Here is a 23,159-nt window from a genome sequence, read left to right as displayed (position 1 = left end):
ATTCCCGCCGGAACTCGCGAGTTACGGCTCTGATCACGCCGGTTACGGCCCTGATCACGCGAGTCACGGCTCCCGTCACGCGGGTTACGAGCGGCCCTCGTGACAACCCGGTTGCGCGGGCCGGTTAACCTGGTAGGCAACACGGCGTCGATCCGGCCATCACCGGGGAGCCTCCGGAAGAACCGAGCGGCACGCTCTCAGTAGAACCGGACGGGTGCGGCCCGTGACAGCCGTCGAACGAGTGGCCCGTGCGAACGGGCAAGCGGGGTGGTACCGCGGAACGCCGGACGGCGTCTCGTCCCCGTGTGGGTGACCGGTGCGGGAGCCGGTCGTCCGTACGCGAGCGACGAACCGAGGAGCACCCCGATGTACCCCCAGGCCCAGCTTGGCGACGGCGCAGGAGTTCCGTCGCAGCCGTCGTTCCCCGCGCTGGAGAAGCAGGTCCTCGCCTACTGGGAGAGCGACCGCACGTTCCAGGCGACGATCGACGCGCGTCCCGCGGGCGAGAAGGGCGAAAACGAGTACGTCTTCTACGACGGCCCGCCCTTCGCCAACGGCCTGCCGCACTACGGCCACCTGCTCACCGGGTACGTCAAGGACCTGGTGCCGCGCTACCAGACCATGAAGGGGCGCAAGGTCGAGCGCCGCTTCGGCTGGGACACCCACGGCCTGCCCGCCGAGCTCGAAGCCATGCGCCAGCTCGGCATCACCGAGACGTCCGAGATCGAAGAGATGGGCATCGCGAAGTTCAACGCGGCTTCGCAGGAGTCCGTCCTCCGCTACACCGACGAGTGGCGCGAGTACGTCACCCGCCAGGCCCGCTGGGTCGACTTCGACAACGACTACAAGACCCTCGACGTCACCTACATGGAGTCGGTGCTGTGGGCGTTCAAACGCCTGTGGGACAAGGGACTCGTCTACGAGGGCTACCGCGTCCTGCCGTACTGCTGGCGTGACGCGACGCCGCTGTCCAACCACGAGCTGGGCATGGACTCCGACGTCTACCGCAACCGCCAGGACCCGGCCGTCACGGTCGGGTTCCGCATGGAGGGCAACGGCAACGACCTCGACGGCACCTATCTGCTGATCTGGACGACGACGCCGTGGACGCTGCCGTCCAACCTCGCCACGGCCGTGCACCCGGACGTCCAGTACGTCGTCGTGGAGAGCGACGGCAAGCGGTTCCTGCTCGCCGAAGCCCGCGTTGCCGCGTACGCGCGTGAACTCGGCGAAGAGCCGACGGTCGTCGCGCACTACACCGGCACGCAACTGCTCGGAACCCGTTACGCACCACCGTTCCCGTACTTCACCGGCACCGAGAACGCCCACCAGGTGCTGGCCGCCGACTACGTCACCACCGACGACGGCACCGGGATCGTCCACATCGCCCCCGCCTACGGCGCCGACGACAAGCTCGTCACCGACGCCGCCGGCATCCCGCCGGTCACCCCGGTCGACGCGCACGGCAAGTTCGACGCCACCGTGCCCGACTACGAGGGCCAGCAGGTCTTCGACGCCAACCCGAACATCGTGCGGGACCTCAAGAACGGCACGGGATCCGCGGCGCGGCAGGGCGCGGTCCTGCTGCGGCACGAGACCTACGACCACTCGTACCCGCACTGCTGGCGCTGCCGGAACCCGCTGATCTACCGCGCCGTCTCGTCGTGGTTCGTCGCGGTGACGCAGTTCAAGGACCGGATGGTCGAGCTGAACCAGCAGATCACCTGGTACCCGGAGAACGTCAAGGACGGCCAGTTCGGCAAGTGGCTGGAAAACGCCATCGACTGGTCGATCTCCCGCAACCGGTACTTCGGCACGCCGATCCCGGTGTGGCAGTCGGACAACCCGGAGTACCCGCGCACGGACGTCTACGGCTCGCTCGACGAGCTCGAGGCGGACTTCGGCGTGCGGCTGGACAACCTGCACCGGCCCTACATCGACGAGCTGACCCGGCCGAACCCCGACGACCCGACCGGGAAGTCGACCATGCGCCGCGTCCCGGACGTCCTCGACGTCTGGTTCGACTCGGGCTCGATGCCCTACGCCCAGGTGCACTACCCGTTCGAGAACGCCGAGTGGTTCGAGCACCACTACCCGAGCGACTTCATCGTCGAGTACATCGGGCAGACCCGCGGCTGGTTCTACCTGCTGCACGTGCTCGCCACGGCGCTGTTCGACCGGCCGGCGTTCCGCACCTGCGTCTCGCACGGCATCGTGCTGGGCTCCGACGGCGCGAAGATGTCGAAGTCGCTGCGCAACTACCCGGACGTCAACGAGGTCTTCGAGCGCGACGGCTCCGACGCCATGCGCTGGTACCTGATGGCGAGCCCGATCCTGCGCGGCGGCAACCTCGTCGTCACCGACAAGGGCATCCGCGACGCCGTCCGCCAGGCCGTGCTGCCGCTGTGGAACTCCTACTACTTCCTCGCGCTGTACGCGAACGCCGAGGGCGTGGCAGGCCAGTGGCGCACGGACTCGCCGAACGTGCTCGACCGGTACGTCCTGGCGAAGACGCACGAGCTGGTCACCGACGTCGAGTACGCGATGGACCACTACGACGTCGCGGGCGCGTGCCAGACCGTCCGGGACTTCCTCGAGGTCCTGACGAACTGGTACGTGCGCCGCTCCCGCGACCGCTTCTGGGCGGGCGACAAGGACGCGATCGACACGCTGCACACCGTGCTGGAGGTGACGTCGCGGGTCGCGGCGCCGCTGCTGCCGCTGACCACCGAGGTCGTCTGGCGCGGGCTCACCGGCGGCCGTTCGGTGCACCTGACCGACTGGCCGAACGCCAACGACCTGCCCGCGGACGCGGCGCTCGTCACGGCGATGGACCGGGTGCGGCAGGTGGCGTCGTCGGCGCTGTCGCTGCGGAAGGCGAACAAGCTGCGCGTGCGGCTGCCGCTGTCGTCGCTGGTCGTGGCGGCCGCCGACGCCGACTCGATGGCGCCGTTCGCCGACATCCTCCGCGACGAGGTGAACGTCAAGGCGGTCGAGCTGACCACCGACGTCGCCGCGCACGGCGGGTTCGAGGTCGCGGTGAACGCCCGCGCCGCCGGGCCGCGCCTGGGCAAGGACGTCCAGACCGTGATCAAGGCCGTCAAGGCGGGGGACTGGTCGTTCCAGGGCGGGGCCGTGGTCGCCGCCGGGATCGCGCTGCAGGAAGGCGAGTTCGAGCGCCGGCTGGTCGCCAAGGGCGGCGGCGCGGCGGCGGAGCTGCCCGGCGGGTCCGGGCTGGTCCTGATCGACACGCAGGTGACGCCGGAGCTGGCGGCCGAGGGCCTGGTCCGCGACCTGGTCCGGGTCGTGCAGCAGGCGCGCCGCGACGCCGGGCTCGACGTCGCCGACCGGATCGACCTCACCGTCGACGGGCCCGCCGACGTCGTGGAAGCGGCCCGGGCGCACGAGGAGTTCCTCGCTTCGGAGACGTTGGCGACGTCGGTGACCCACGGCCCGGCCGGCGAAGGCTTCGCCGGCACGGTCGGCGACGGCACGAAAGTCACGGTCTCGGTAACCAAGGCGTGAATTGTCGCGGGTGGCCGGTAGGGTGCAGACTCGACCGGCCACCCGCGGGTGGCTCCTTGGGGGAGGGGACCGGAATGAGCCCTGGCAAGAGACGCGGCATCCTGATCGGCGGCGCGCTGCTGGTCGTCGTGGTCGTGGTGGCGGCGTTCTTCCTGCTGAACAGCGGGAGTTCGACGCCGGAAGCGGCCACCGGGGAAACGGCCGTGGAGAAGCCCGGCGCGCTCGACCCGAACTCGGCGATCACCGAGTACCTGCAGGACATTTCCGAGAACAACCCCGACGCGGCGGGCCGGCTGACCGACGACAACGCGGCCGCCGCGGTGGCGCTGCGGGCCACGCGGAACGCGCTGAACCCGAAGTCGGTGGCCGCCAAGCTGACCACGCTGCAGCCGACCCCGGCCGGGGCGAAGCAGACAGGCGGCACGTTCAGCCTGTCGTGGACGCTGAAGCCGGGCGAGGCCTGGACCTACGACGTACCGTTCGAGCTGAGGCAGAACGGCGGGAAGTGGCTGGTGCACTGGGCGCCGTCGCTGCTGCACCCGAAGCTCGAGGCGGGCCAGCGGCTGGTCATCAGCACGGCCGCGCAGGACGCCACCGCGGTCGCCGACCGCGACGGCAAGCCGCTGCTCGTCAGCGGGTCCGGCGGCGTGCGGCCGGTGGACGGCAACCCGGCGCCGCTGCTGCGCTCGGCACTCGCCGGGCAGGTCACGGCCGCGGCCGGCGGGGGCTTCGCCGTCGAACGCGTCGATTCCGGTGGCAAGAGCGTCGAGCGGCTCTACGGGAAGGTGTCCGGCGACGCGGCGAAGCCGCTCGTGGCGAGCCTGAGCCTGGCCGCGCAGAACGCCGCCCAGGCCGCGGTCGACGGCTACCGGGGCTCGGCGATGCTCGTCGCCCTCGACACGGGTTCGGGGGACATCCTCGCCGTCGCGCAGAACGCCGCCGCCGGCAACACGCCCAAGGCGCTCAACGGCCTGTACGAGCCGGGGTCGTCGTTCAAGATCGCGACGTCGGTGGCGGCGGTCCAGCAGAGCGGGCTGACCGCGGCGTCGCCGGTCGACTGCCCCGGCGTCGCGACGATCGGCACGCGCACGGTCAAGAACGAGGGCTTCGAGCTGGGCGCGACGAACCTGCAGACGGCGTTCGCGCGCTCCTGCAACACGACGTTCGGGCAGCTGGCGCTCGCCCTGCCCGCGGACGGGCTGAAGAAGGCGGCCGACGAACTGGGCCTCAACGCCGACTACGAGATCCCGGGGATCAACACCGAGCTGGGCAAGGTCGAGCCGGCGGCGAGCAAGGACGAGCAGGTCGAGGACGGCTTCGGCCAGGGCCGCATCCAGGCCAGTGCCCTCGGCGGCACGCTGATGGCCGCCACGGTCGCCACCGGCAAGGCGATCACGCCCCGGCTGTGGCACGACCTCGACACGACGGTGGTCAAGGGCTACTCGCCGCCCCCGTCGTCGGTGCTCGGCGAAGTCCGCAAGATGATGCGCGCGGTGGTGACCAGCGGCACCGGCCACGCGGCCGCGTCGGCGGGCAACGTCTTCGGCAAGACGGGCACCGCCCAGTTCGGCGACGGATCGAACGCGACGGGCTGGTTCGTCGGCTACCGCGGGACCATCGCCTTCGCGGTGGTCCTGGAGAACTCCAACGACTCGGGCCCGGCCGTCCAGCTGGCCGCCAAGTTCCTCAAGGCCCTCTGACCGGCCGACACGCGCACCCCGCCGGACGACACGCGTACACCGCCGGACGACACGCCGCAGCCCGCGCTGGTCGTCGTGTCGTCCGTCCAGGTACGCGTGTCGTCCAGCTGGGTACGCGTGTCGTCCAGCCGGGTACGTGTGTCGGCCGGCTGGGTACGACGGTTCGGCCGTGGCCGACGGGTCGGGGCCGTAGCGTGGGGGGATGGAGACGATCGCGCTGGCCGAGGTGGCCGCGGTGCTCGCCGACCCGAGCCGGGCCACCATGTGCCTCGTGCTGCTGGACGGGCGGGCCTGGACCGTCGGCGAGCTCGCGAAAGCGGCCGGGATCGCGCTCTCCACGGCCAGCGAGCACGTCACCCGGCTGGTCGGCGCCGGCTTCGTCGTCCGGGTCAAGCAGGGGCGGGCCAGCTACGTCCGGATCGCGAACCCGCGCGTCGCCGAGCTGATCGAACACCTGGCCCAGCACGCCGAACACCGGCCCGTGACCGGCCTGAAGGCGTCGGTGCGGGCGCGGCGGCTCGGGTTCGCGCGGACCTGCTACGACCACCTCGCCGGCGAGCTCGGCGTCGCTCTCCGCGACGGCATGCTCGCCACCGGCCTGGTCGGGACCACCGACGGGCTGGCGCTCACCCCGCGCGGCCGCGTGGTGCTGGCCGACCTCGGCGTGCCGGTCGCCGCCGGGCGGCGGCCGCTGCTGCGTGACTGTCTGGATTGGACGGAGCGCCGCGACCACCTCGCCGGCGCCCTGCCCGCCGCGCTGCTCGACCGGGCGGTCGACGCCGGCTGGGTGGCCAGGGACGGCCACCGCGCGATCCGGGTGCTGCCGGCGGCGGGGGAGCCGTTCGCCGCGCTCGGTGTCGATCTCGACGCGCTCGGTGGTGTGCCTGCGCCTTAACACATCGGGTGCCCGGCGCCGGGCAGCGGTACACGAACGAGTTAATCCTCGCGCCTCACTATTCTGAGGGCCCACGGCACTCGGGAGGAGGCGGCATGGACCAGCTTCCCGTGCTGCTCGGCGTCGGCGGCGTCGTGCTCCTCGCCTCCGTGCTGGCCGTGCGCGTCTCGATCCGGCTGGGCCTGCCCTCGCTGCTGCTGTACCTGGGGATCGGCGTCCTGCTGGGCGAAGCCGGCTTCGGCATCCGGTTCGACAATCCCGACCTGACCCAGTCGCTCGGTCTCGCCGCGCTCGTCATGATCCTCGCCGAAGGTGGCCTGACCACCCGGTGGTCGGCGGTGAAACCCGCGCTGGGCCGCGGAATCGCACTGTCCACAGTGGCCGTCGTGGTGAGCGTCGCGGCCACCGGCGCGGCCCTGCACTGGCTGCTGGGCCTCGACTGGCGGCTGGCGCTGCTGTGGGGTGCGGTGCTCGCCTCGACCGACGCGGCCGCGGTGTTCTCCGTGCTGCGCACGGCCGGGATCGGCAAACGGCTCACCGGCGCGCTCGAACTCGAGTCGGGGATCAACGACGCGCCGGCCTACATCGCCGTCGTGGTGCTGGCCGAAGGCACCACTGTGGACTGGACGCTGCCGCTGCTGGTGGTCTACGAGCTGACGGCGGGCCTGGTCATCGGCCTCGCCTTCGGCTGGCTCGGCGGCTTCGCGCTGCGCCGGGCCGCGCTGCCGGCGACCGGTCTCTACCCGCTCGCGACGGTCGCGGTGTGCGTCGTGGCGTATTCGTCCGGGCAGCTGCTGCACGCGTCCGGGCTGCTCGCCACCTACGTCGCCGCGCTGGTGCTCGGCAACTCGCGGCTGCCGCACCGGTCGGACACGCTCTCGTTCGCCGAGGGACTCGGGTGGCTGGCGCAGATCGGCCTGTTCGTGCTGCTCGGGCTGTTCGCCTCGCCGGGCCGGCTGCTCGACGCGATCGTGCCGGGCCTGGTCGCCGGCGCCGTCGTCCTGCTGCTGGCGCGGCCGGTCTCGGTCGTGCTGTCGATGCTGCCGTTCCGGCTGCCGTGGCGGGAACAGGCGTTCCTGTCGTGGGCCGGGCTGCGCGGCGCCGTGCCGATCGTGCTCGCGATGATCCCGCTGTCGCAGGGCCTGCCGGGCGCCCAGCGGCTGGTCGACGCGGTGTTCGTGCTGGTCATCGTGCTGACGCTGGTGCAGGGGGCGACGCTCGGCCCGCTCGCGCGCCTGCTCGGGCTCGCGAAGAAGTCCGAGGCGCACGAGATCGAGGTCGACTCCGCGCCGCTGGACGAACTGGGCGCCGAGCTGCTGCAGGTGCGCATCCAGCCCGGGTCGAAGATGCACGGCGTGTACCTGTCGGAGCTGCGGCTGCCCGTCGGGGCGACGATCAGCCTGGTCGTGCGCGGCGGCGCCGGCTTCACCCCGCAGAAGACCAGCCGGCTGCAGGAGCACGACCAGCTGCTGGTGGTCACGACGAGCGCCGTCCGCGACGCCGTCGAACGCCGGTTGCGCGCCGTCGACCGGGCCGGGCGCCTGGCTCGCTGGAAGGGCGAGTCCGGCCGGTAATTCACGAACAGTCTTCCCAACAGTCCCTCTTTTGGCTTAACGTGCGCTCGATCGAGTGAACTTGACGCCCAAGGAGTGCACGTGGTGAACCTGTTCCTGCGGGCGGCGGGCCTGGCCGCCGCGGTCACCGCGGCCGTGGGACTCGCCGCCGCCCCGGCGTCCGCCGCGGCGTTTCCGGCGTTGGCGTGGCCATTCGACGCGGGCCAGCAGGTCTACTCGGCGGGTGTCCATTCCGACGACGGCGGCACGGGCGTCAAGAACGCCGTCGACTTCAGCCCGGCGGACGGCACGGCCCGCGCGGCGCTGGCGGGCACGGTCCGCCTGCAGCACTGCGCGGGCGGTGACTGGGTGACCGTCGATCACCCGGGTGGGTGGCGGACGGGCTACTACCACCTGGAGGGCATCCAGGTCACCGACGGTGAGCACGTCGAGGCCGGCGCAGTGCTCGGTTCGACCGGCAACGCCCTGCCCTGCGGCGGCAGCAGCACCGGCGCGCACGTCCACTTCACGCTCTGGACGCTCCCGGACGCGGCCGCGGGCGACTGGGACGGAGTCGCGTTCGCGCGGATTTCGACCACGGTCGCGGCAGCCCTGGGCGAGCCGATCGACGGCAAGACCCTGGGCGGCTGGCGACTCGCGGAGGGGGCGAAGCAGTACTCGGGCACCGCGACGCACCTCGCGGACGGCACGGTGGTCCAGCTGCCAGGCCGCTTCCGCGCGATCCCCTGACGCAACCGCCCGAACCCGCGTCACTGTCTGTGAGCGGCATCTCAGAATGTAGACGGGACTTGGCCGCCGCCGTCTTCTCGGTTACCTTCTGCCTCAGGTCATGAGTGCCAGCGCGAAGCCCCGGCTTGCTGGCCGGCAACCCTCCTACCGCGGTGGGGTGCCCCGGGTGAAGACCGGGCCGGTCGCGCCGTGCGACGGGCAAGCGCGGGCCCCTCGCCGGGGTCCCCCGGATCGCCGAGGAGGCACCGATGACTCTCGCCATCGACCGCACCCAGCCCGAAAACGCCGAAAGCACCGAATCCCACGGCATCCCCGCCGTCGCCGGGGCGTCGCTGCGGGTGCCGCTGGTGACGGGCGAAACCGTCGGCTACGCCAACCTCGACCACGCCGCCAGCGCGCCGTGTCTCGATGCCGTCCGGGCCAAGGTCGACGAGTTCCTGCCCTGGTACGCCAGCGTCCACCGCGGGGCAGGCTTCGCGTCGCAGGTCTCCACCAAGCTCTACGAGCGCACCCGCGACGTCCTGCGCCGCTTCGTCGACGCGCGGCGGACCGACACCGTCGTCTTCACCCGCAACACCACCGATTCCTTCAACCTGCTCGCCCGCAGCCTGCCCCGGCACACCACGGTGATCGTGTTCGACACCGAGCACCACGCCGCGCTGCTGCCGTGGCAGGGCCCGAACGTCCGGCGGATCCCGACCCCGCGCACCCGCCTCGCCGCGGTGTCCGCTGTGGACGAAGCCCTCGCGGACGCCCCGCAGGGACCGCGGCTGGTCGTCGTCACCGGAGCGTCCAATGTGACCGGTGAGCTGCTCCCGGTCGCCGAAATCGCCGCGGTGGCGCGGAAACACGGCGCCCGCGTCGCGCTCGACGCCGCCCAGCTGGCCCCGCACCGCCGGATCTCGCTGAGGGAACTGGACGTCGACTACGTCGCGCTGTCCGGCCACAAGCTGTACGCCCCCTTCGGCGCGGGCGCGCTGATCGGCCGCGCCGACTGGCTGCGCGCGGCCCGTCCGTACCTGGCCGGCGGCGGCGCCACCAAGCTCGTCACCGAAGACGCCGTCGTCTGGAACACCGGGCCGGAGCGCCACGAAGCCGGTTCGCCCAACACCGTCGGCGTGTACGCGCTCGGCGTCGCGTGCGAAACCCTCGAGCAGAACTCGGCCGCGATCGAAAACCACGAGCAGGCGCTGCTCACCCGGCTGCGCAAGGGCCTCGGAAGCATCCCGGGCTGCGCCGAGCTGCGGCTGTTCGACGCGCCGGTCGACCGGGTCGGCACGGTCAGCTTCGTCGTCGACGGCTTCGACCCGGGCTGGCTCGCCGCGGTGCTGTCCGCCGAGTACGGCATCGGCGTCCGCGACGGCGCCTTCTGCGCCCACATCGCGGCCAAGCGGCTGATCGGCGTCACCGGCGGCGACGGGCAGCAGGCGGTCCGCGTCAGCCTCGGCCTCGGCAGCACGGAGGAACACGTCGACCGCGTGCTCCTGGCCCTGCGGCAGATCGTCGCCCGCGGTGCTCGCTGGGAGTACGCGAAGGTGGCCGGCCGCTGGGCGCCGGTGGGCGACCCGCGGGAGCTGCCGCCGTTCTGCTGACCGTTAACCTGGGCCGATGGGGAGAGGGCCGCGTTTCTGGTTTCCGCCGGCACTGCTGGGGTTCGCCGAGATCGCCCTGGCCGCGGTGCAGCTGCTGTCGCGCCGCAGCCAGGCTCAGGCCGAGTCCGCGAGCCTCCTGCTCGGCCCGGCTGTCCCGCCCGGCGCGACGGAGTACAGCCGGGGCTACTTCCTGTCCCAGGACGACTTTTACGCACAGGGGCCGGGCCTGCCCGGTGAAACCGCGTGGCTGGTCGCGCTCGGCGTGGTCGTCCTCGGCACGGCCGTCTGGTACGCGCTCGCCCTGCGGCCCGTGCGCAAAGGGTGGTTCGTCCTCGGCACGATCGGCGCGCTGCTCGCCATCCCGCTGCTGGACCTGGTCGGGTCCTGGCAGTTCCGGCTCGGCGACGGCCTGCGCGGCCCGCTCCTGGCCACGCTCGGCCTGCTCGTTCTCGCCGCGTACGAACGCAGCCGGTTCGTCCTGCTGACGGCGGCCGCGTTCGCCCTGGTCGCCGTGGTGCTCTCGGCGGACATGGCGGGCATGCTGATCTCGGCGGTGATCCTGCTCGCCGCCGCCTTCATCGCCGTGCTGCGCGAGAAGCCGCGCTCGCTACCCTGACCCGATGGGGAGTTCCCGCCGGGCCTGGTTCCCGCTGGCCGCGCTGGGGTTCGCGCTGATCGTGATGGTGACCGTCGAACTGGTCCCGGACGACATCGAAGCTTCGCGGGGATACCAGCTGACCCAAGGCCTCCATGGCCTCGGCACCGGCGGGGTCGGCGGCACCGGCCTGGCGAGCGAGCAGCGTGCGGTCACCGCCGTCGCCGTCGACGTGGTCCCGCCGGCCACGCTCGGCTGGCTCGCCGGGCTCGTCAGCGTGGTGCTCGCGGTGGCCGCCTGGTACTGGTGGCAGCTGCGGCCGCCGCGTCCGGGCCGGTTCCTGTTCGGCACGCTGGGGGCGCTGGCCGCCGTCCCGCTGCTCGACCTGATCGGTTTCCTCCAGCTCCGGCTGGACGGCGACGTGCGGGGCGCCCTGCTGGCGACGTTCGGCCTGCTGCTGCTGGCCGGCTACGAGCGCAGCTGGTTCCTGGCGGCCGTCGCCGGGGTGTTCGCCCTGGTCACGACGGTGTTCCCGACCCCGGTCGCCGCGGCGCTCGTCGCGGCGGGCGTGCTGTTCGCCGCCGCGTTCGCCGTGCTCCTGCACCCGCGTCCGGACGGGCCCGCCGCGGCCTGGCCGGCGCCGTGGACAATGGACCGGTGAGCACCGAGCCCAGCCACTCCGAACCCGACACCGCCGCGCCCGCCGATGCGGTGCCCGATCCGGCCGCCGACGCGCCCGAGAACCCGGAGGTCCCGGCGAAGCCGCTGCTGCCGAAGCGGCGGGTCGGCTGGGTGTTCGCGGTCGCCGTCGTGTTCTGGGCGATCGACCTGGTGACGAAGAACCTGGTCGTGGCCAACCTGGAGGGCAAGGAGCCGGTCAAGGTCCTCGGCGGGCTGATCTACCTGCAGGTGATCCGCAACCCCGGCGCCGCGTTCTCGATGGCCACCGGCATGACGTGGGTGCTGGCCCTGGTCGCCCTCGCCGTGGTCATCGCGATCGTCTGGCTGTCGCGGCGGCTGCGTTCGATCGGCTGGGCGATCGGTCTCGGTCTCGTGCTCGCCGGCGCCACCGGCAACCTGACCGACCGCATCTTCCGCGCGCCCGGCGGGCTGCAGGGTCACGTCGTCGACTTCATTTCGGCGTTCGCCCCCAACGGCCGGGGCTTCGCGATCTTCAACATCGCCGACTCCGCGATCTGCGTCGGCGGCGCCTTGATCGTGCTGCTGTCACTGCTGGGCAAGGACTACGACGGCACGTCGACCAAGGACAAGAAGGAAGCGAAGCAGGAGGAGCAGGCGTGAGCTCCCGGATGCTCCCGGTGCCCGACGGGCTCGACGGGATGCGGGTCGACGCCGGCCTCGCCAAGCTGCTGGGGCTGTCCCGCACGGTCGTCGCCGAGCTCGCCGAGTCCGGGGACGTGCTGCTCGACGGCCGTCCCGCGGGCAAGTCCGACCGCCTCTCCGGCGGCGGCCTGCTGGAGATCACCCTGCCCGAACCGGCGAACCCGGTCGAGGTCGTCGCGCGGCCGGTCGAAGGCATGCAGATCCTGCACGACGACGACGACATCGTGGTGATCTCGAAGCCGGTCGGCGTCGCGGTGCACCCGAGCCCGGGCTGGACCGGCCCGACCGTCGTCGGCGGCCTCGCCGCGGCCGGCCTGCGCATCGCCACCTCGGGCGCGGCCGAGCGCCAGGGCGTGGTCCACCGGCTCGACGCGGGCACCACCGGCGTGATGGTGGTGGCCAAGAGCGAGCACGCCTACACCGTGCTCAAGCGCGCGTTCAAGGAACGCACGGTCGACAAGGGCTACCACGCGATCGTCCAGGGCCACCCGGACCCGATGCGCGGCACGATCGACGCCCCGATCGACCGCCACCCGCGCCACGACTACAAGTTCGCCGTCGTCCAGGGCGGCCGCCCGAGCGTGACGCACTACGAAGTCGTCGAGGCGTTCCGGGCGGCGTCGCTGGCGCACATCAAGCTCGAAACCGGGCGGACGCACCAGATCCGCGTCCACTTCTCGGCGCTGCGGCACCCCTGCGTCGGGGACCTGACCTACGGCGCCGACCCGGTCCTGGCCCGCCACCTGGGCCTGAACCGGCAGTGGCTGCACGCGAAGACCCTGGCCTTCGCCCACCCGGCGGACGGCCGCTGGGTCGAGTTCGAGTCCGAGTACCCGGACGACCTGGCGAAGGCACTCGAGATCCTGCGCGACGAAAGCTACTAGTGAGGCTTGTTCAGCCGTCGCCCGCCGCATGGCATCGCTGGTAGCCGGCGGTTTCCGCGCGGGGCGCGGCGGGCTGACCAGAACAAGCCTCAGTCTTCGATCGCCCAGGTCAGCGTGCGCTCGTCCGGCTCCGGCCGCGGGCTCCAGCGGACCGAGACCACGCGGGTGGCGTCCGGGAGGACGTACACCGTGTGGCCGCCCAGCGTCTCGCCCGGTTTGACGCCGATCTTGTGCGGCGGCCGGGACGTCAGCGACACCGGTGCCTTGCCGATCGCCTGGCCGTCGGCGGCGATCAGCTCGAGGTAGTTGTCCGGCAGCGACGCGAACGGGACCGACCCGCGGTTGGTGATCTCGGTGTGCACCACGACCGCGCGTTCGCCCTCCTCGAGGCGGTAACCGGCCGCGCTGAACAGGTAGTCGGCCGGGTCCTGGACCTCCAGGAGCTGCACCGTCAGCTGCTCACCCTCCAGACCCTGGGTCTCCATGACCTCGCCGAGCCTGCCCCGCTTGCCGGCGGCGGGCCCGCTCGGCCGGGCGGATTCGTCGCCGCGGGCCCAGGACGCCGTCTGCGGCACGCCCCAGGTGCTCACGGCCGGGTCGAGCGGCACGGGCGGCGGCGTGAACGGCGGGCGCGGCGGCTGCGGCCGGGGCGGCGGGCCCGGGTAACGCCCGGACGGCGTCCCCTGGACGGTGTACGGCCCCGAAGGCGCGCCCTGGACGGTGTACGGGCCGGAGGGGGCGCCCTGGACGTTGTAGGGCCCCGAAGGCGCACCCTGGACCGTGTACGGCCCGGAAGGCGTGCCCTGGACCGGCGGGGGCATCGGCGGGCCGGGCGGCTGCTGCGGCACGGGCTGCGAAGGCGGCGGGAACGGCTGCGGCGGCCGGTTCGCCCACGACGGCGGCGCGCCGGCGATGGCCGCGCGGAGGCCGTTCGGGTCGCTTTCGACGCCGACGAGCAGCGGGAGCCCGCTGCCGGAGAGGGCGACCAGCCGGTAGGCGACCTCGCGCGGGTCCATGCCGACCTTGGCCGCGAGCTCGTGCACGGCCGCCTTGCCGAGGTCGGCGAGCGCGGCGAGCAGGCGGGTATCCACGGGATCGGTCACGGCCACCCGAAGAACGCTACCGCCTGGCCGATCCGCGGTGCCGCAGGCCGTCCGGCCTCGGGCGAACGACCCGCGATTCTTGTCGGTGATCTCCGTTAGGGTCGGCCGTGAGCACATCAGCCGAAGCTGGGGGTCCTGCCATGACCGCGGTCACCGAACTCGCCGACGAGTTCGTCGAAGCGCTGTTCGCCGCCGATCCGCTGACGGCGGCGCTGCTGGGCGTCCGCCCGGCGGAGCCCGGTCTGCCGGACCTGTCCGCCGAAGCCGAGCGGGCGTTCCGGGCCCGGCTCGTGGCGTTCCTCGAGCGCGCCCGCGCGCTGGAGGTCGAAGGCCTTCCGGCCGAGGACCGGGTCACCCGCGAAGTCCTGATCACCACGGCGGAAGACCGCATCACCTCGATCGACAGCCGGCTGACCGAGTTCACCGTGACCGACCTGTCCATCGCGCCCGCGGCCGGCCTGCTCATGGCGCTGCCGATGACCACGGTGACGGCGGGCGAGACGGCGGAAGCCCAGCTCGGCAGGCTGGCCGCGATCCCCGCGTACCTCCGCCAGGCCGCGCGGCGGCACGCCGAAGGCATCGCGGCCGGCCTGCTTCCCCTGGCCCACCTGGTCGAGGCCGCCGTCGCGCACCTCGACCGCTACCTCGCGGACCCGGACGCCGACCCGCTGCGCCGCCAGCCCGCGCCGGACGAGGAGTTCGAGCGGCGGCGGGAGGAGCTGCTGGCCGGCGTCGTGCGGCCGGCCTTCGCCGAGTACCGCGAGTTCCTGGTCATCGAGGTCCAGCCGCACGGGCGGCCCGCGGACCGGCCCGGGCTCTCCTGGCTGCCGGACGGCGAAGGGACCTACGCCCGGCTGGCGCGGAAGCACACGACCACCGAGCTCACCCCGGAGGAGCTGCACCGGATCGGCCTCGACACCGTCGACGCGCTCGCCGCCGAGTACCGCGAGCTGGGGCGGAAGGTGTACGGCACCGACGACCTCGCCGAGATCTTCGCGCGCCTGCGCACCGACCAGGACCTGCGCTGGCGCAGTGCGGACGAGCTGCTGGAAACCGCCCGCACGGCCGTCGCCCGCGCGGCCGCGGAAGCGCCGAAGTGGTTCGGCCGGATCCCGGAGCAGCAGTGCACGGTCGAAGCGGTGCCGCCGGAGCTGGCGCCCGGCGCGCCCGCGGCGTACTACCTGCGCCCGGCCGCCGACGGCTCCCGGCCGGGGATCTACTTCGCGAACACCCACGAAGCCACCGAGCGGTTCCGGCACATGGCCGAATCGACCGCGTTCCACGAAGCCGTGCCCGGCCACCACTTCCAGCTGAGCATCGCGCAGGGGCGCACGGAGCTGCCGCTGCTGCGCCGCATCGGCATGTTCAACGCCTACATCGAGGGCTGGGGGCTCTACAGCGAGCGCCTCGCCGACGAAATGGGGCTGTACTCCGACGACATCGCCCGGTTCGGCATGCTGGCCGGGGACTCGGTGCGGGCGGGCCGGCTGGTCGTCGACACGGGCCTGCACGCGCTGGGCTGGAGCCGGCAGCAGGCGGTCGACTACCTCGCCGAGCACACGCCGATGGCGCCGCTGGAGATCGAGTCCGAGATCGACCGCTACATCGCCTGGCCGGGCCAGGCGCTCGGGTACATGGTGGGGCGGCTGGAGATCCAGCGCGCCCGGGCCGGCGCCGAGCAGCGGCTGGGCTCGCGGTTCGACGTCCGCGCGTTCCACGACCTCGTGCTCGCGGGGGGCCCGCTGCCGCTGTCGGTGCTCGCCACGGTCGTCGACGAGTGGGTGGCCGGGCACGGCGACACCGTCGACAGCCTGGCGAACGAGCTGGTCGAGCTGTCGTTCGAGCAGGAACCGCTGTACCCGTCGGTGTTCGGCCTGCCCGGCGACCACGACCGGCTGTCCGACCAGACGCGGGCGGCACAGGAGCGGTTCCGTGCGGCGTACACGGCCATCGCCGTCCGGGCGCGGGCGCTGGCCACCGACGACCTGACCCCGGAAGAAGCCGTCACGCGCGAGGTGGTGATCGCCTCCGCCGAGGTCGAGGCCGACCGGCTCGGCGCGCGGGCCACCGATCTGGCGGTCAGCGACGGGCTCACCTCGCCCGCCCTCGGGCTGCTGATGTACCTGCCCTACTACAAGCTGGACGACGAGAAAAAGGCACGCGGCTACCTGGCGCGGCTCGCCGCGATCGAGCCGTTCCTCGCCGAGCTGACCGAGCGGCAGCGCGAAAGCCTGGCCGAAGGGCTGGTACCGCCGGCGTACCTGGCCCGCGTCGGCGTCGAGTACATCGACCGCTACCTCGGCGCGCCGGACACCGACCCGCTGAAGGTGGGCACCACGGCGGCCGTCGAGGGCTTCGACGCCGAGCGCGACAGGCTGCTGGCCGAGGTCGTCCACCCGGCGTACGCGCGGTACCGGGACTTCCTGCGCACGGAGGTCGAGCCGGCCGGGCGGCCCGACACGGCCCCGGGCATTTCGCACGTGCCCGGCGGGGCCGAGCGGTACGCCGCGCTGATCCGCGCGGAGACGACCACCGAGCGCACGGCGGCCGAGCTGCACGAGACCGGGCTGGCGCTGATCGAGCAGCTCGCGGGGGAGTACCGCGAGCTGGGCGCGAAGGTGTTCGGCACCACCGACCTCGCCGAAATCTTCGAGCGCCTGCGCACCGATCCGGCGCTGCGCTGGCGGGACGGCGAGGAGCTGCTGGCCGCGGCCCGGGACGCCATCGCCCGCGCCGAAGCCGTGGCGCCGCGGTGGTTCTCGCGCATCCCGGCGGAGAAGTGCGAGGTCGCACCGGTCCCGGAGGCCGACGCGGCGAGCGGCACGATCGCCTACTACCTCCAGCCCTCACTCGACGGGACGCGTCCGGGCACGTACTACGCCAACACCCACGAAGCCGAGAAGCGGCCGCGGTTCACCAGCGAGGCGATCGCGTTCCACGAGGCCGTGCCGGGGCACCACTTCCAGCTCAGCCTGGCCCAGGAACTGCGGGACCTGCCGCTGCTGCGGCGGATCGGCATGTTCAACGCCTACGCCGAGGGCTGGGGTCTCTACGCCGAGCGGCTCGCGGACGAGATGGGCCTGTACTCCGACGACGTCTCGCGGCTCGGCATGCTGACGCAGGACTCGATGCGGGCGGGCCGGCTGGTCGTCGACACCGGCCTGCACGCGCTGGGCTGGAGCCGGCAGCAGGCGATCGACTTCCTGGTCGAGCACACGCCGATGGCGCGGCTGGAGATCGAGGCGGAGATCGACCGGTACATCGGGTGGCCGGGGCAGGCGCTGGGCTACATGGTCGGACGGCTGGAAATCCAGCGGCTGCGCGCCGAGGCCGAGCAGGCGCTCGGTGCGCGGTTCGACGTCCGCGGGTTCCACGAAGTCGTACTCGGTCACGGCATGCTGCCGCTGCCGGCGCTGGCCAAGGTGGTCACCGACTGGGTGGCGAGCCGGCTCGACACGCCCGGCCGCCTCGCCGACGAGCTGGTCGCGCTGGACTTCGAGCGGCAGCCGCTGTACCCGTCGCTGTACGGCCTGCCCGGCGACCACGGCCGGCTGCCCGATCCCGGTGCGGAGGCCGAAGCCCGCTTCCGTGCCGGCTACGCCGCGATCGCCGCGCGCGCCGAAGCCCTCGACCCCACCGGGTTGCCCGCCGACGAGCGTGTCACCCGCGAAGTCGTGCTCTCCCAGGCGAAGTCCGCCATCGACGAGATCGACTCCGGCCGCGCCGACATCTCGGTCAGCGACGGGCTCGCCGCCCCCGCGCTGCAGCTGCTGCTCTACCTGCCGCAGACGGTGCTGGACGACGAGCCGAAGGTCCGCGGCTACCTCAGCCGTCTCGCCGGCCTGGGGGAGTACCTCGACACGCTGATCGAGCGGCAGCGCGCGGCGGCGGCCGACGGACTGGTGCCGCCAGACTTCCTCGTGCGCATCGGCGTCGAGTACGTCGACCGCTACCTCGGCGCGCCGGAGAACGACCCGCTGCGGGTGACACCGCCGTACGCGCTCGAGGGGTTCGAGGCCGAACGCGATCGGTTGCTCGCCGAGGTCGTCCGGCCCGCGTACGAGCGCTATCGCGCCTTCCTGGCCGACGAACTCGCCCCGGTGGCCCGGCCCGAGACGTCGCCGGGCATCGGCGCCCTGCCGGGCGGGCCGGAGCGGTACGCCGCGCTGATCCGTCTCGAGACGACCACCGAGCACACGGCGCAGGAGCTGCACGACACCGGGCACGCGCTGATCGAGAAGCTCGCCGAGGAGTACCGCGAGCTGGGCGGAAAGCTGTTCGGCACCACGGATCTCGCCGCGATCTTCGACCGGATCCGGACCGACCCGGCGTTGCGCTGGCGGGACGGCGAGGAGCTGCTGGCCGGGGCCCGGGCCGCCGTCACCCGCGCGGAAGCCGTCGCGGGGCAGTGGTTCTCGCGGGTGCCGGAGCAGCGGTGCCAGGTCGCGCCGGTGCCGGCGGCCGACGCGGCGAGCGGCACGATCGCGTACTACCTGCGGCCGTCGCTCGACGGCACGCGTCCGGGTACCTATTACGCGAACACGTACGAGGCGGAGAAGCGGCCGCGGTTCACCAGCGAGGCGATCGCGTTCCACGAAGCCGTGCCGGGGCACCACTTCCAGCTGTGCCTCGCCCAGAGCCTCACCGGCCTGCCGCTGCTGCGCCGGGTCCTGCGCGTCACCGCCTACGCCGAGGGCTGGGGTCTCTACGCCGAGCGGCTGGCCGACGAGATGGGGTTGTACTCCGACGACGTCTCGCGGCTGGGCATGCTGACGCAGGATTCGATGCGGGCGGGGCGGCTGGTCGTCGACACGGGCCTGCACGCGCTTGGGTGGAGCCGGCAGCAGGCGGTCGACTACCTCGCCGAGCACACGCCGATGGCGCGGCTGGAGATCGAGGCGGAGATCGACCGGTACGCCGCCGACCCCGGTCAGGCGCTCGGCTACATGGTGGGGCGGCTGGAGATCCAGCGGCTGCGCGCCGAGGCCGAGCAGGCGCTGGGCGAGGCGTTCGACGTCCGCGAATTCCACGACGTCGTGCTGGGCAGCGGCACCCTGCCGCTGCCGGTGCTGTCCGGCGTCGTCGCCGACTGGGTGGCCCGGCGCCGGGACACCCCCGACAAGCTCGCCGACGAGTGCCTGGAGCTGATCTTCGAGGCGCAGCCGCTGTACCCGTCGCTGTACGGCCTGCCGGGCGCGCACGACAAGCTCGCCGACCAGACGGCGGAAGCCGCCGCGCGGTACCGCGCCGGGCTCGCCGGCATCATCGAGCGGGCGAAGGCGATCGACGCGGCCGGGCTAGCGCCGGCCGAGCGCGTCACCCGGGACGTCGTGCTCTGGCAGGCGCGCAACCGGATCGACGTGCTCGACTCCCGCCGCGCCGACATCTCGGTGAGCGACGGGCTGGCCGCGCCGGCCCTCGAGCTGCTGATCCTGCTGCCGCAGACGGTTCTCGACGACGACGCGAAGGCGCGGGGCTACCTGAGCCGGCTCGCCGCGATCGGCAGGTACCTGGACCAGCTGATCGAGCGGCAGCGGGCCGCGCTCGCCGACGGCCTGACGCCGCCGGAGTTCCTGGCGCGCATCGGCGTCGGCTACGTCGAGCGGTACCTCGCCGCGCCGGACAACGACCCGCTGAAGGTGCCGGTCCGGGGTATGGAGGCCGAGCGCGACCGGTTGCTGGCCGAGGTGGTGTGGCCGGCGTACCGGCGGTACCGGGACTTCCTGGCCGACGAGGTCGTCCCGGTGGCGCGGCCCGAGACGTCGCCGGGGATCGGCGACCTGCCGGGCGGGCCGGAGCGGTACGCGGCGCTGATCCGGGCCGAGACGACGACCGAGCGCACCGCGCAGGACCTGCACGACACGGGCCTGGCGATCATCGAGCGGCTGGCGGAGGAGTACCGCGAGCTGGGCGCCGAGGTGTTCGGCACGACCGACCTCGCGGAGATCTTCGAGCGGATCCGCACGGACCCGGCCCTGCGCTGGCGGGACGGCGACGAGCTGCTGGAGTCCGCCCGCGCGACGATCGCGCGGGCGGAAGCCGTGGCCCCGCAGTGGTTCTCGCGCGTGCCGGAGCAGCGGTGCCAGGTCGCCGCGGTCCCCGACGCGGAGGCCGAAAGCGGTTCGATCGCCTACTACATCGAGCCGTCGTTCGACGGTTCCCGCCCGGGCACGTACTACGCGAACACGCGCGAGGCGGACCAGCGGCAGCGGACGCTGAGCGAGTCGGTCGCGTTCCACGAAGCCGTGCCGGGCCACCACTTCCAGCTGGTGCTCGCCCAGCAGCTGACCGACGTGCCGTTGCTGCGCCGGATCGCCGAGTTCAACGCGTACGTGGAGGGCTGGGGCCTGTACGCCGAGCGCCTGGCGGACGAGATGGGCCTGTACTCGGACAACACGGCCCGGCTCGGCCTGCTGACCCAGGATTCGATGCGCGCGGCACGGCTGGTGGTCGACACGGGCCTGCACGCACTGGGCTGGAGCCGCAGCCGGGCGGTCGACTTCCTGGTCGAGCACACGCCGATGGCCCGCATCGAGATCGAGGCGGAGATCGACCGGTACGCGGGCCACCCGGCCCAGGCGCTCAGCTACATGGTGGGCCGCCTGGAGATCGAGCGCCTGCGCGCCGAGGCCGAGCGCGAGCTGGGCGAGGCGTTCGACATCCGCGAGTTCCACGACACGGTGCTGGGCAGCGGAGCCCTCCCGCTGCCGGTGCTGGCGGACGTGGTGGCCGCCTGGGTGGCAAGCCGCACCCCGAAGGACAGCCGGTGACAGCGCCGGCGGCCGACCCGATCCCCGCGGCCCGCCACCGGCGGGCCGCGGCCGTCGTGGCCGATGACTCGGCGGCGTGGGCCGCCCGGGACGAGGAGTGAACGTGACCTGGCTCGAGCTTGCCGATGACACCCCGTTCGGCCTGCACAACCTGCCCTACGGCGTCTTCTCCGTCGGTGGGGCGCCCGAACGGCGGGTCGGCGTGCCCGTCGGCGATCAGGTGCTCGACCTGACCGCCGCGGCCGCCGGGACCGCCGCCCCGTTCGCGCCGCTGCTCACCGCCGGTGTGCTCAACCCGCTGCTCGCCGCCGGGGCCGCCACCTGGCGCGAAGTGCGCGAAAGCGTCACCGAGTGGCTGACCGAAACCCGCTACGCCGATCAGCTGCGGCCGCACCTGGTGCCCCTGGCCGAGGTGACCACCCACCTCGCGTTCGAGGTCTCCGACTACGTCGACTTCTACTCCAGCGAGCAGCACGCCCTCAACGCCGGCCGGATCTTCCGCCCGGACGCGACCGAGCTGCCGCCCAACTGGAAGCACCTGCCGATCGGCTACCACGGCCGGGCCGGCACCGTCGTCGCGTCGGGGACGCCGGTCGTCCGGCCGCACGGGCAGCGCAAGCCGCGCAACGCCGATGCGCCGTCCTTCGGCCCGTCGCAGCGGCTGGACATCGAGGCGGAGGTCGGGTTCGTCGTCGGCACTCCGTCCACTGTGGGCACTCCGGTGTCCACAGCGGACTTCGCCGACCACGTGTTCGGCGTCTGCCTCGTCAACGACTGGTCGGCGCGCGACATCCAGGCCTGGGAGTACCAGCCGCTGGGCCCGTTCCTCGGCAAGTCGTTCGCGACGTCGGTGTCGCCGTGGATCGTCCCGCTGGCCGCGCTCGACCACGCGCGCGTCGACGGCCCGCGGCAGGACCCGGAGCCGTTCGAGTACCTGCGGACCACCGGAAAATGGGGGCTGGACCTGGCGCTGGAGATCCGGCTCAACGGCCACCTCGTGTCGAGCCCGCCGTTCGCGACCCAGTACTGGACCGCCCCGCAGCAGCTCGCGCACATGACGGTCAACGGCGCGAGCCTGCGCACGGGCGACCTGTTCGCCTCCGGCACGGTGACCGGCCCGGAGCGTGACCAGCGCGGCTCGTTCCTGGAGCTGTCCTGGGGCGGCCAGGAGCCCCTGGAGCTGCCCGGCGGCGTGACGAGGACGTTCCTCGAGGACGGCGACGAGGTGGTGATCAGCGCGACCGCGCCCGGCCCGGACGGCACGCGGATCGGCTTCGGCGAGGTGCGGGGGACGGTGGTGGCGGGCTGAAAGTGGCGGTGCCCACACCGGACGACGCCCGGCAGCGCGCATAATGACCTGCGACTAAGCGCTTGCTCACGGAAGGACGTCCATGAAGATCGGGACCGCGATCAGCTACTCCGGCGGCTTCGCCGAAAGCGTCGCCGACGTCGTCGAACTGGAGAAGGCCGGCCTCGACGTCGTCTTCGTGCCGGAGGCGTACTCGTTCGACGCGGTCAGCCAGCTCGGCTACCTGGCCGCGAGGACCGAGCGCGTCCAGCTGGCCTCCGGCATCTTCCAGATCTACACCCGCACGCCGACGCTGACCGCGATGACCGCGGCCGGCCTCGACTTCGTCTCCGACGGGCGCTTCATCCTCGGGCTCGGGGCGTCCGGCCCGCAGGTCATCGAGGGGTTCCACGGCGTGAAGTACGACGCGCCGCTGGGCCGCACCCGCGAAATCGTGGAGGTGTGCCGCCAGGTGTGGCGCCGCGAGCGCGTGGTGCACGAGGGCAAGCACTACACGATCCCGCTGCCGCCCGAGCAGGGCACCGGGCTCGGCAAGCCGCTCAAGCTGATCAACCACCCGGTCCGCGAGCGGATCCCGGTGCTGCTGGCCTCGATCGGCCCGAAGAACGTGGCACTGACGGCCGAGATCGCCGAGGGCTGGCAGCCGATCTTCTTCCACCCGGAAAAGGCGGCCGACGTCTGGGGCGCGTCCCTGGCCGAGGGCAAGGCCAAGCGCGACGCGGCACTGGGCGAGCTGGACACGTTCGTGACGGTGCCCCTGGCCATCGGCGACGACGTCGAGCCGCTGCTCGACTACGTGCGCCCGGTGCTGGCGCTGTACGTCGGCGGAATGGGCGCGCGCGGCAAGAACTTCTACAACGACCTGGCCTGCCGCTACGGCTACGAGGCCGAGGCGAAGCAGATCCAGGACCTGTACCTGGACGGCAAGAAGGAGGAAGCGGCCGCGGCGGTCCCGGTCGAGCTGCTGCGCGCGATCTCCCTGGTCGGCCCGGCGGGGTACGTGAAGGAGCGCGTGGCGGCCTTCGCCGAGGCGGGCGCGACGACGCTGGTGGTGAACCCGCTGCAGCCGGGCCGCGAGGCTCGGGTGGCGGCGGTGTCGCAGCTCCGCGAGCTGATCGGCTGACCCGCCGGGCCGCCCG

General features: G+C 72.8%; 14 protein-coding genes and 1 riboswitch. Of the genes, 13 read left to right on the top strand and 1 reads right to left on the bottom strand.

The genetic code is table 11. The annotated features are described in order from the left end of the window. Positions 1 to 366: 366 nt before the first annotated feature. The 10 genes from ileS (at position 367) to DV20_RS37305 (ending at position 12,838) form a co-directional block, all read left to right on the top strand. Positions 367 to 3,525, top strand: coding sequence for an isoleucine--tRNA ligase (gene ileS, locus DV20_RS37350; RefSeq protein WP_043788137.1), 3,159 nt, complete (start codon positions 367 to 369; stop codon positions 3,523 to 3,525). Between the two features lie 74 nt (positions 3,526 to 3,599). Beyond that, positions 3,600 to 5,225 carry a penicillin-binding transpeptidase domain-containing protein gene (locus tag DV20_RS37345; RefSeq protein ID WP_043788136.1) on the top strand — a complete coding sequence of 542 codons (1,626 nt, stop codon included), beginning with the start codon at positions 3,600 to 3,602 and terminating at the stop codon, positions 5,223 to 5,225. Positions 5,226 to 5,427: 202 nt separating this feature from the next. Then, complete coding sequence (locus DV20_RS37340) at positions 5,428 to 6,120, top strand: ArsR/SmtB family transcription factor (protein ID WP_043788135.1); 693 nt, start codon at positions 5,428 to 5,430, stop codon at positions 6,118 to 6,120. Positions 6,121 to 6,215: 95 nt separating this feature from the next. Then, positions 6,216 to 7,694: a potassium/proton antiporter gene (locus DV20_RS37335; RefSeq protein WP_043788134.1), complete on the top strand. Its 1,479-nt coding sequence runs from the start codon at positions 6,216 to 6,218 to the stop codon at positions 7,692 to 7,694. 81 nt (positions 7,695 to 7,775) lie between these two features. Continuing rightward, on the top strand, positions 7,776 to 8,423 hold the full coding sequence (locus DV20_RS37330; protein ID WP_051736293.1) for a M23 family metallopeptidase: 648 nt from the start codon (positions 7,776 to 7,778) through the stop codon (positions 8,421 to 8,423). Positions 8,424 to 8,519: 96 nt separating this feature from the next. Then, positions 8,520 to 8,634: riboswitch (SAM riboswitch) on the top strand. Positions 8,635 to 8,671: 37 nt separating this feature from the next. After that, positions 8,672 to 10,015: an aminotransferase class V-fold PLP-dependent enzyme gene (locus tag DV20_RS37325; RefSeq protein ID WP_043788133.1), complete on the top strand. Its 1,344-nt coding sequence runs from the start codon at positions 8,672 to 8,674 to the stop codon at positions 10,013 to 10,015. Positions 10,016 to 10,031: 16 nt separating this feature from the next. After that, a complete protein-coding gene (locus DV20_RS46285; RefSeq protein ID WP_200876579.1) occupies positions 10,032 to 10,631 on the top strand; it encodes a hypothetical protein in 600 nt (199 codons plus the stop codon). A gap of 4 nt (positions 10,632 to 10,635) precedes the next feature. Then, the gene (locus DV20_RS46280; protein ID WP_043788132.1) at positions 10,636 to 11,271 is read left to right on the top strand and encodes a hypothetical protein; all 636 of its coding nucleotides are present in this window, start codon (positions 10,636 to 10,638) and stop codon (positions 11,269 to 11,271) included. A 50-nt stretch (positions 11,272 to 11,321) separates the two neighbouring features. Further along, positions 11,322 to 11,912, top strand: coding sequence for a signal peptidase II (gene lspA / locus DV20_RS37310; RefSeq protein WP_051736304.1), 591 nt, complete (start codon positions 11,322 to 11,324; stop codon positions 11,910 to 11,912). Further along, positions 11,909 to 12,838 carry an RluA family pseudouridine synthase gene (locus tag DV20_RS37305; protein ID WP_084093862.1) on the top strand — a complete coding sequence of 310 codons (930 nt, stop codon included), beginning with the start codon at positions 11,909 to 11,911 and terminating at the stop codon, positions 12,836 to 12,838. The genes lspA and DV20_RS37305 overlap by 4 nt, the downstream gene beginning before the upstream one ends. Positions 12,839 to 12,927: 89 nt before the next feature. Here DV20_RS37305 and DV20_RS37300 read toward each other — a convergent pair whose 3' ends face one another. Further along, positions 12,928 to 13,947: an AsnC family protein gene (locus DV20_RS37300; RefSeq protein WP_043788130.1), complete on the bottom strand. Its 1,020-nt coding sequence runs from the start codon at positions 13,945 to 13,947 to the stop codon at positions 12,928 to 12,930. Positions 13,948 to 14,081: 134 nt separating this feature from the next. On the opposite strand from DV20_RS37300, the gene DV20_RS37295 reads away from it, so the two are divergent. From DV20_RS37295 to DV20_RS37285, 3 genes are all read left to right on the top strand, one after another. Further along, positions 14,082 to 20,711, top strand: coding sequence for a DUF885 domain-containing protein (locus DV20_RS37295; RefSeq protein ID WP_043788129.1), 6,630 nt, complete (start codon positions 14,082 to 14,084; stop codon positions 20,709 to 20,711). Positions 20,712 to 20,808: 97 nt separating this feature from the next. Next, on the top strand, positions 20,809 to 22,020 hold the full coding sequence (gene fahA / locus DV20_RS37290) for a fumarylacetoacetase (protein ID WP_043788128.1): 1,212 nt from the start codon (positions 20,809 to 20,811) through the stop codon (positions 22,018 to 22,020). Between the two features lie 82 nt (positions 22,021 to 22,102). Next, a complete protein-coding gene (locus DV20_RS37285) occupies positions 22,103 to 23,143 on the top strand; it encodes an LLM class F420-dependent oxidoreductase (protein ID WP_043788127.1) in 1,041 nt (346 codons plus the stop codon). Positions 23,144 to 23,159: the final 16 nt, after the last annotated feature.

This window comes from Amycolatopsis rifamycinica (assembly GCF_000695625.1).
Classification (GTDB): Bacteria; Actinomycetota; Actinomycetes; order Mycobacteriales; family Pseudonocardiaceae; genus Amycolatopsis; species Amycolatopsis rifamycinica.
Note: the sequence above shows the minus strand (reverse complement) of the source record. Positions and strands in the feature narration are given on the sequence as shown.

What these genes read in the sequence shown, in the direction of transcription:
- ileS (WP_043788137.1), top strand. Translation starts at nt 367, where the DNA reads ATGTACCCCCAGGCCCAGCTTGGCGACGGCGCAGGAGTTCCGTCGCAG.
- DV20_RS37345 (WP_043788136.1), top strand. Translation starts at nt 3,600, where the DNA reads ATGAGCCCTGGCAAGAGACGCGGCATCCTGATCGGCGGCGCGCTGCTG.
- DV20_RS37340 (WP_043788135.1), top strand. Translation starts at nt 5,428, where the DNA reads ATGGAGACGATCGCGCTGGCCGAGGTGGCCGCGGTGCTCGCCGACCCG.
- DV20_RS37335 (WP_043788134.1), top strand. Translation starts at nt 6,216, where the DNA reads ATGGACCAGCTTCCCGTGCTGCTCGGCGTCGGCGGCGTCGTGCTCCTC.
- DV20_RS37325 (WP_043788133.1), top strand. Translation starts at nt 8,672, where the DNA reads ATGACTCTCGCCATCGACCGCACCCAGCCCGAAAACGCCGAAAGCACC.
- DV20_RS46285 (WP_200876579.1), top strand. Translation starts at nt 10,032, where the DNA reads ATGGGGAGAGGGCCGCGTTTCTGGTTTCCGCCGGCACTGCTGGGGTTC.
- DV20_RS46280 (WP_043788132.1), top strand. Translation starts at nt 10,636, where the DNA reads ATGGGGAGTTCCCGCCGGGCCTGGTTCCCGCTGGCCGCGCTGGGGTTC.
- DV20_RS37295 (WP_043788129.1), top strand. Translation starts at nt 14,082, where the DNA reads ATGACCGCGGTCACCGAACTCGCCGACGAGTTCGTCGAAGCGCTGTTC.
- DV20_RS37285 (WP_043788127.1), top strand. Translation starts at nt 22,103, where the DNA reads ATGAAGATCGGGACCGCGATCAGCTACTCCGGCGGCTTCGCCGAAAGC.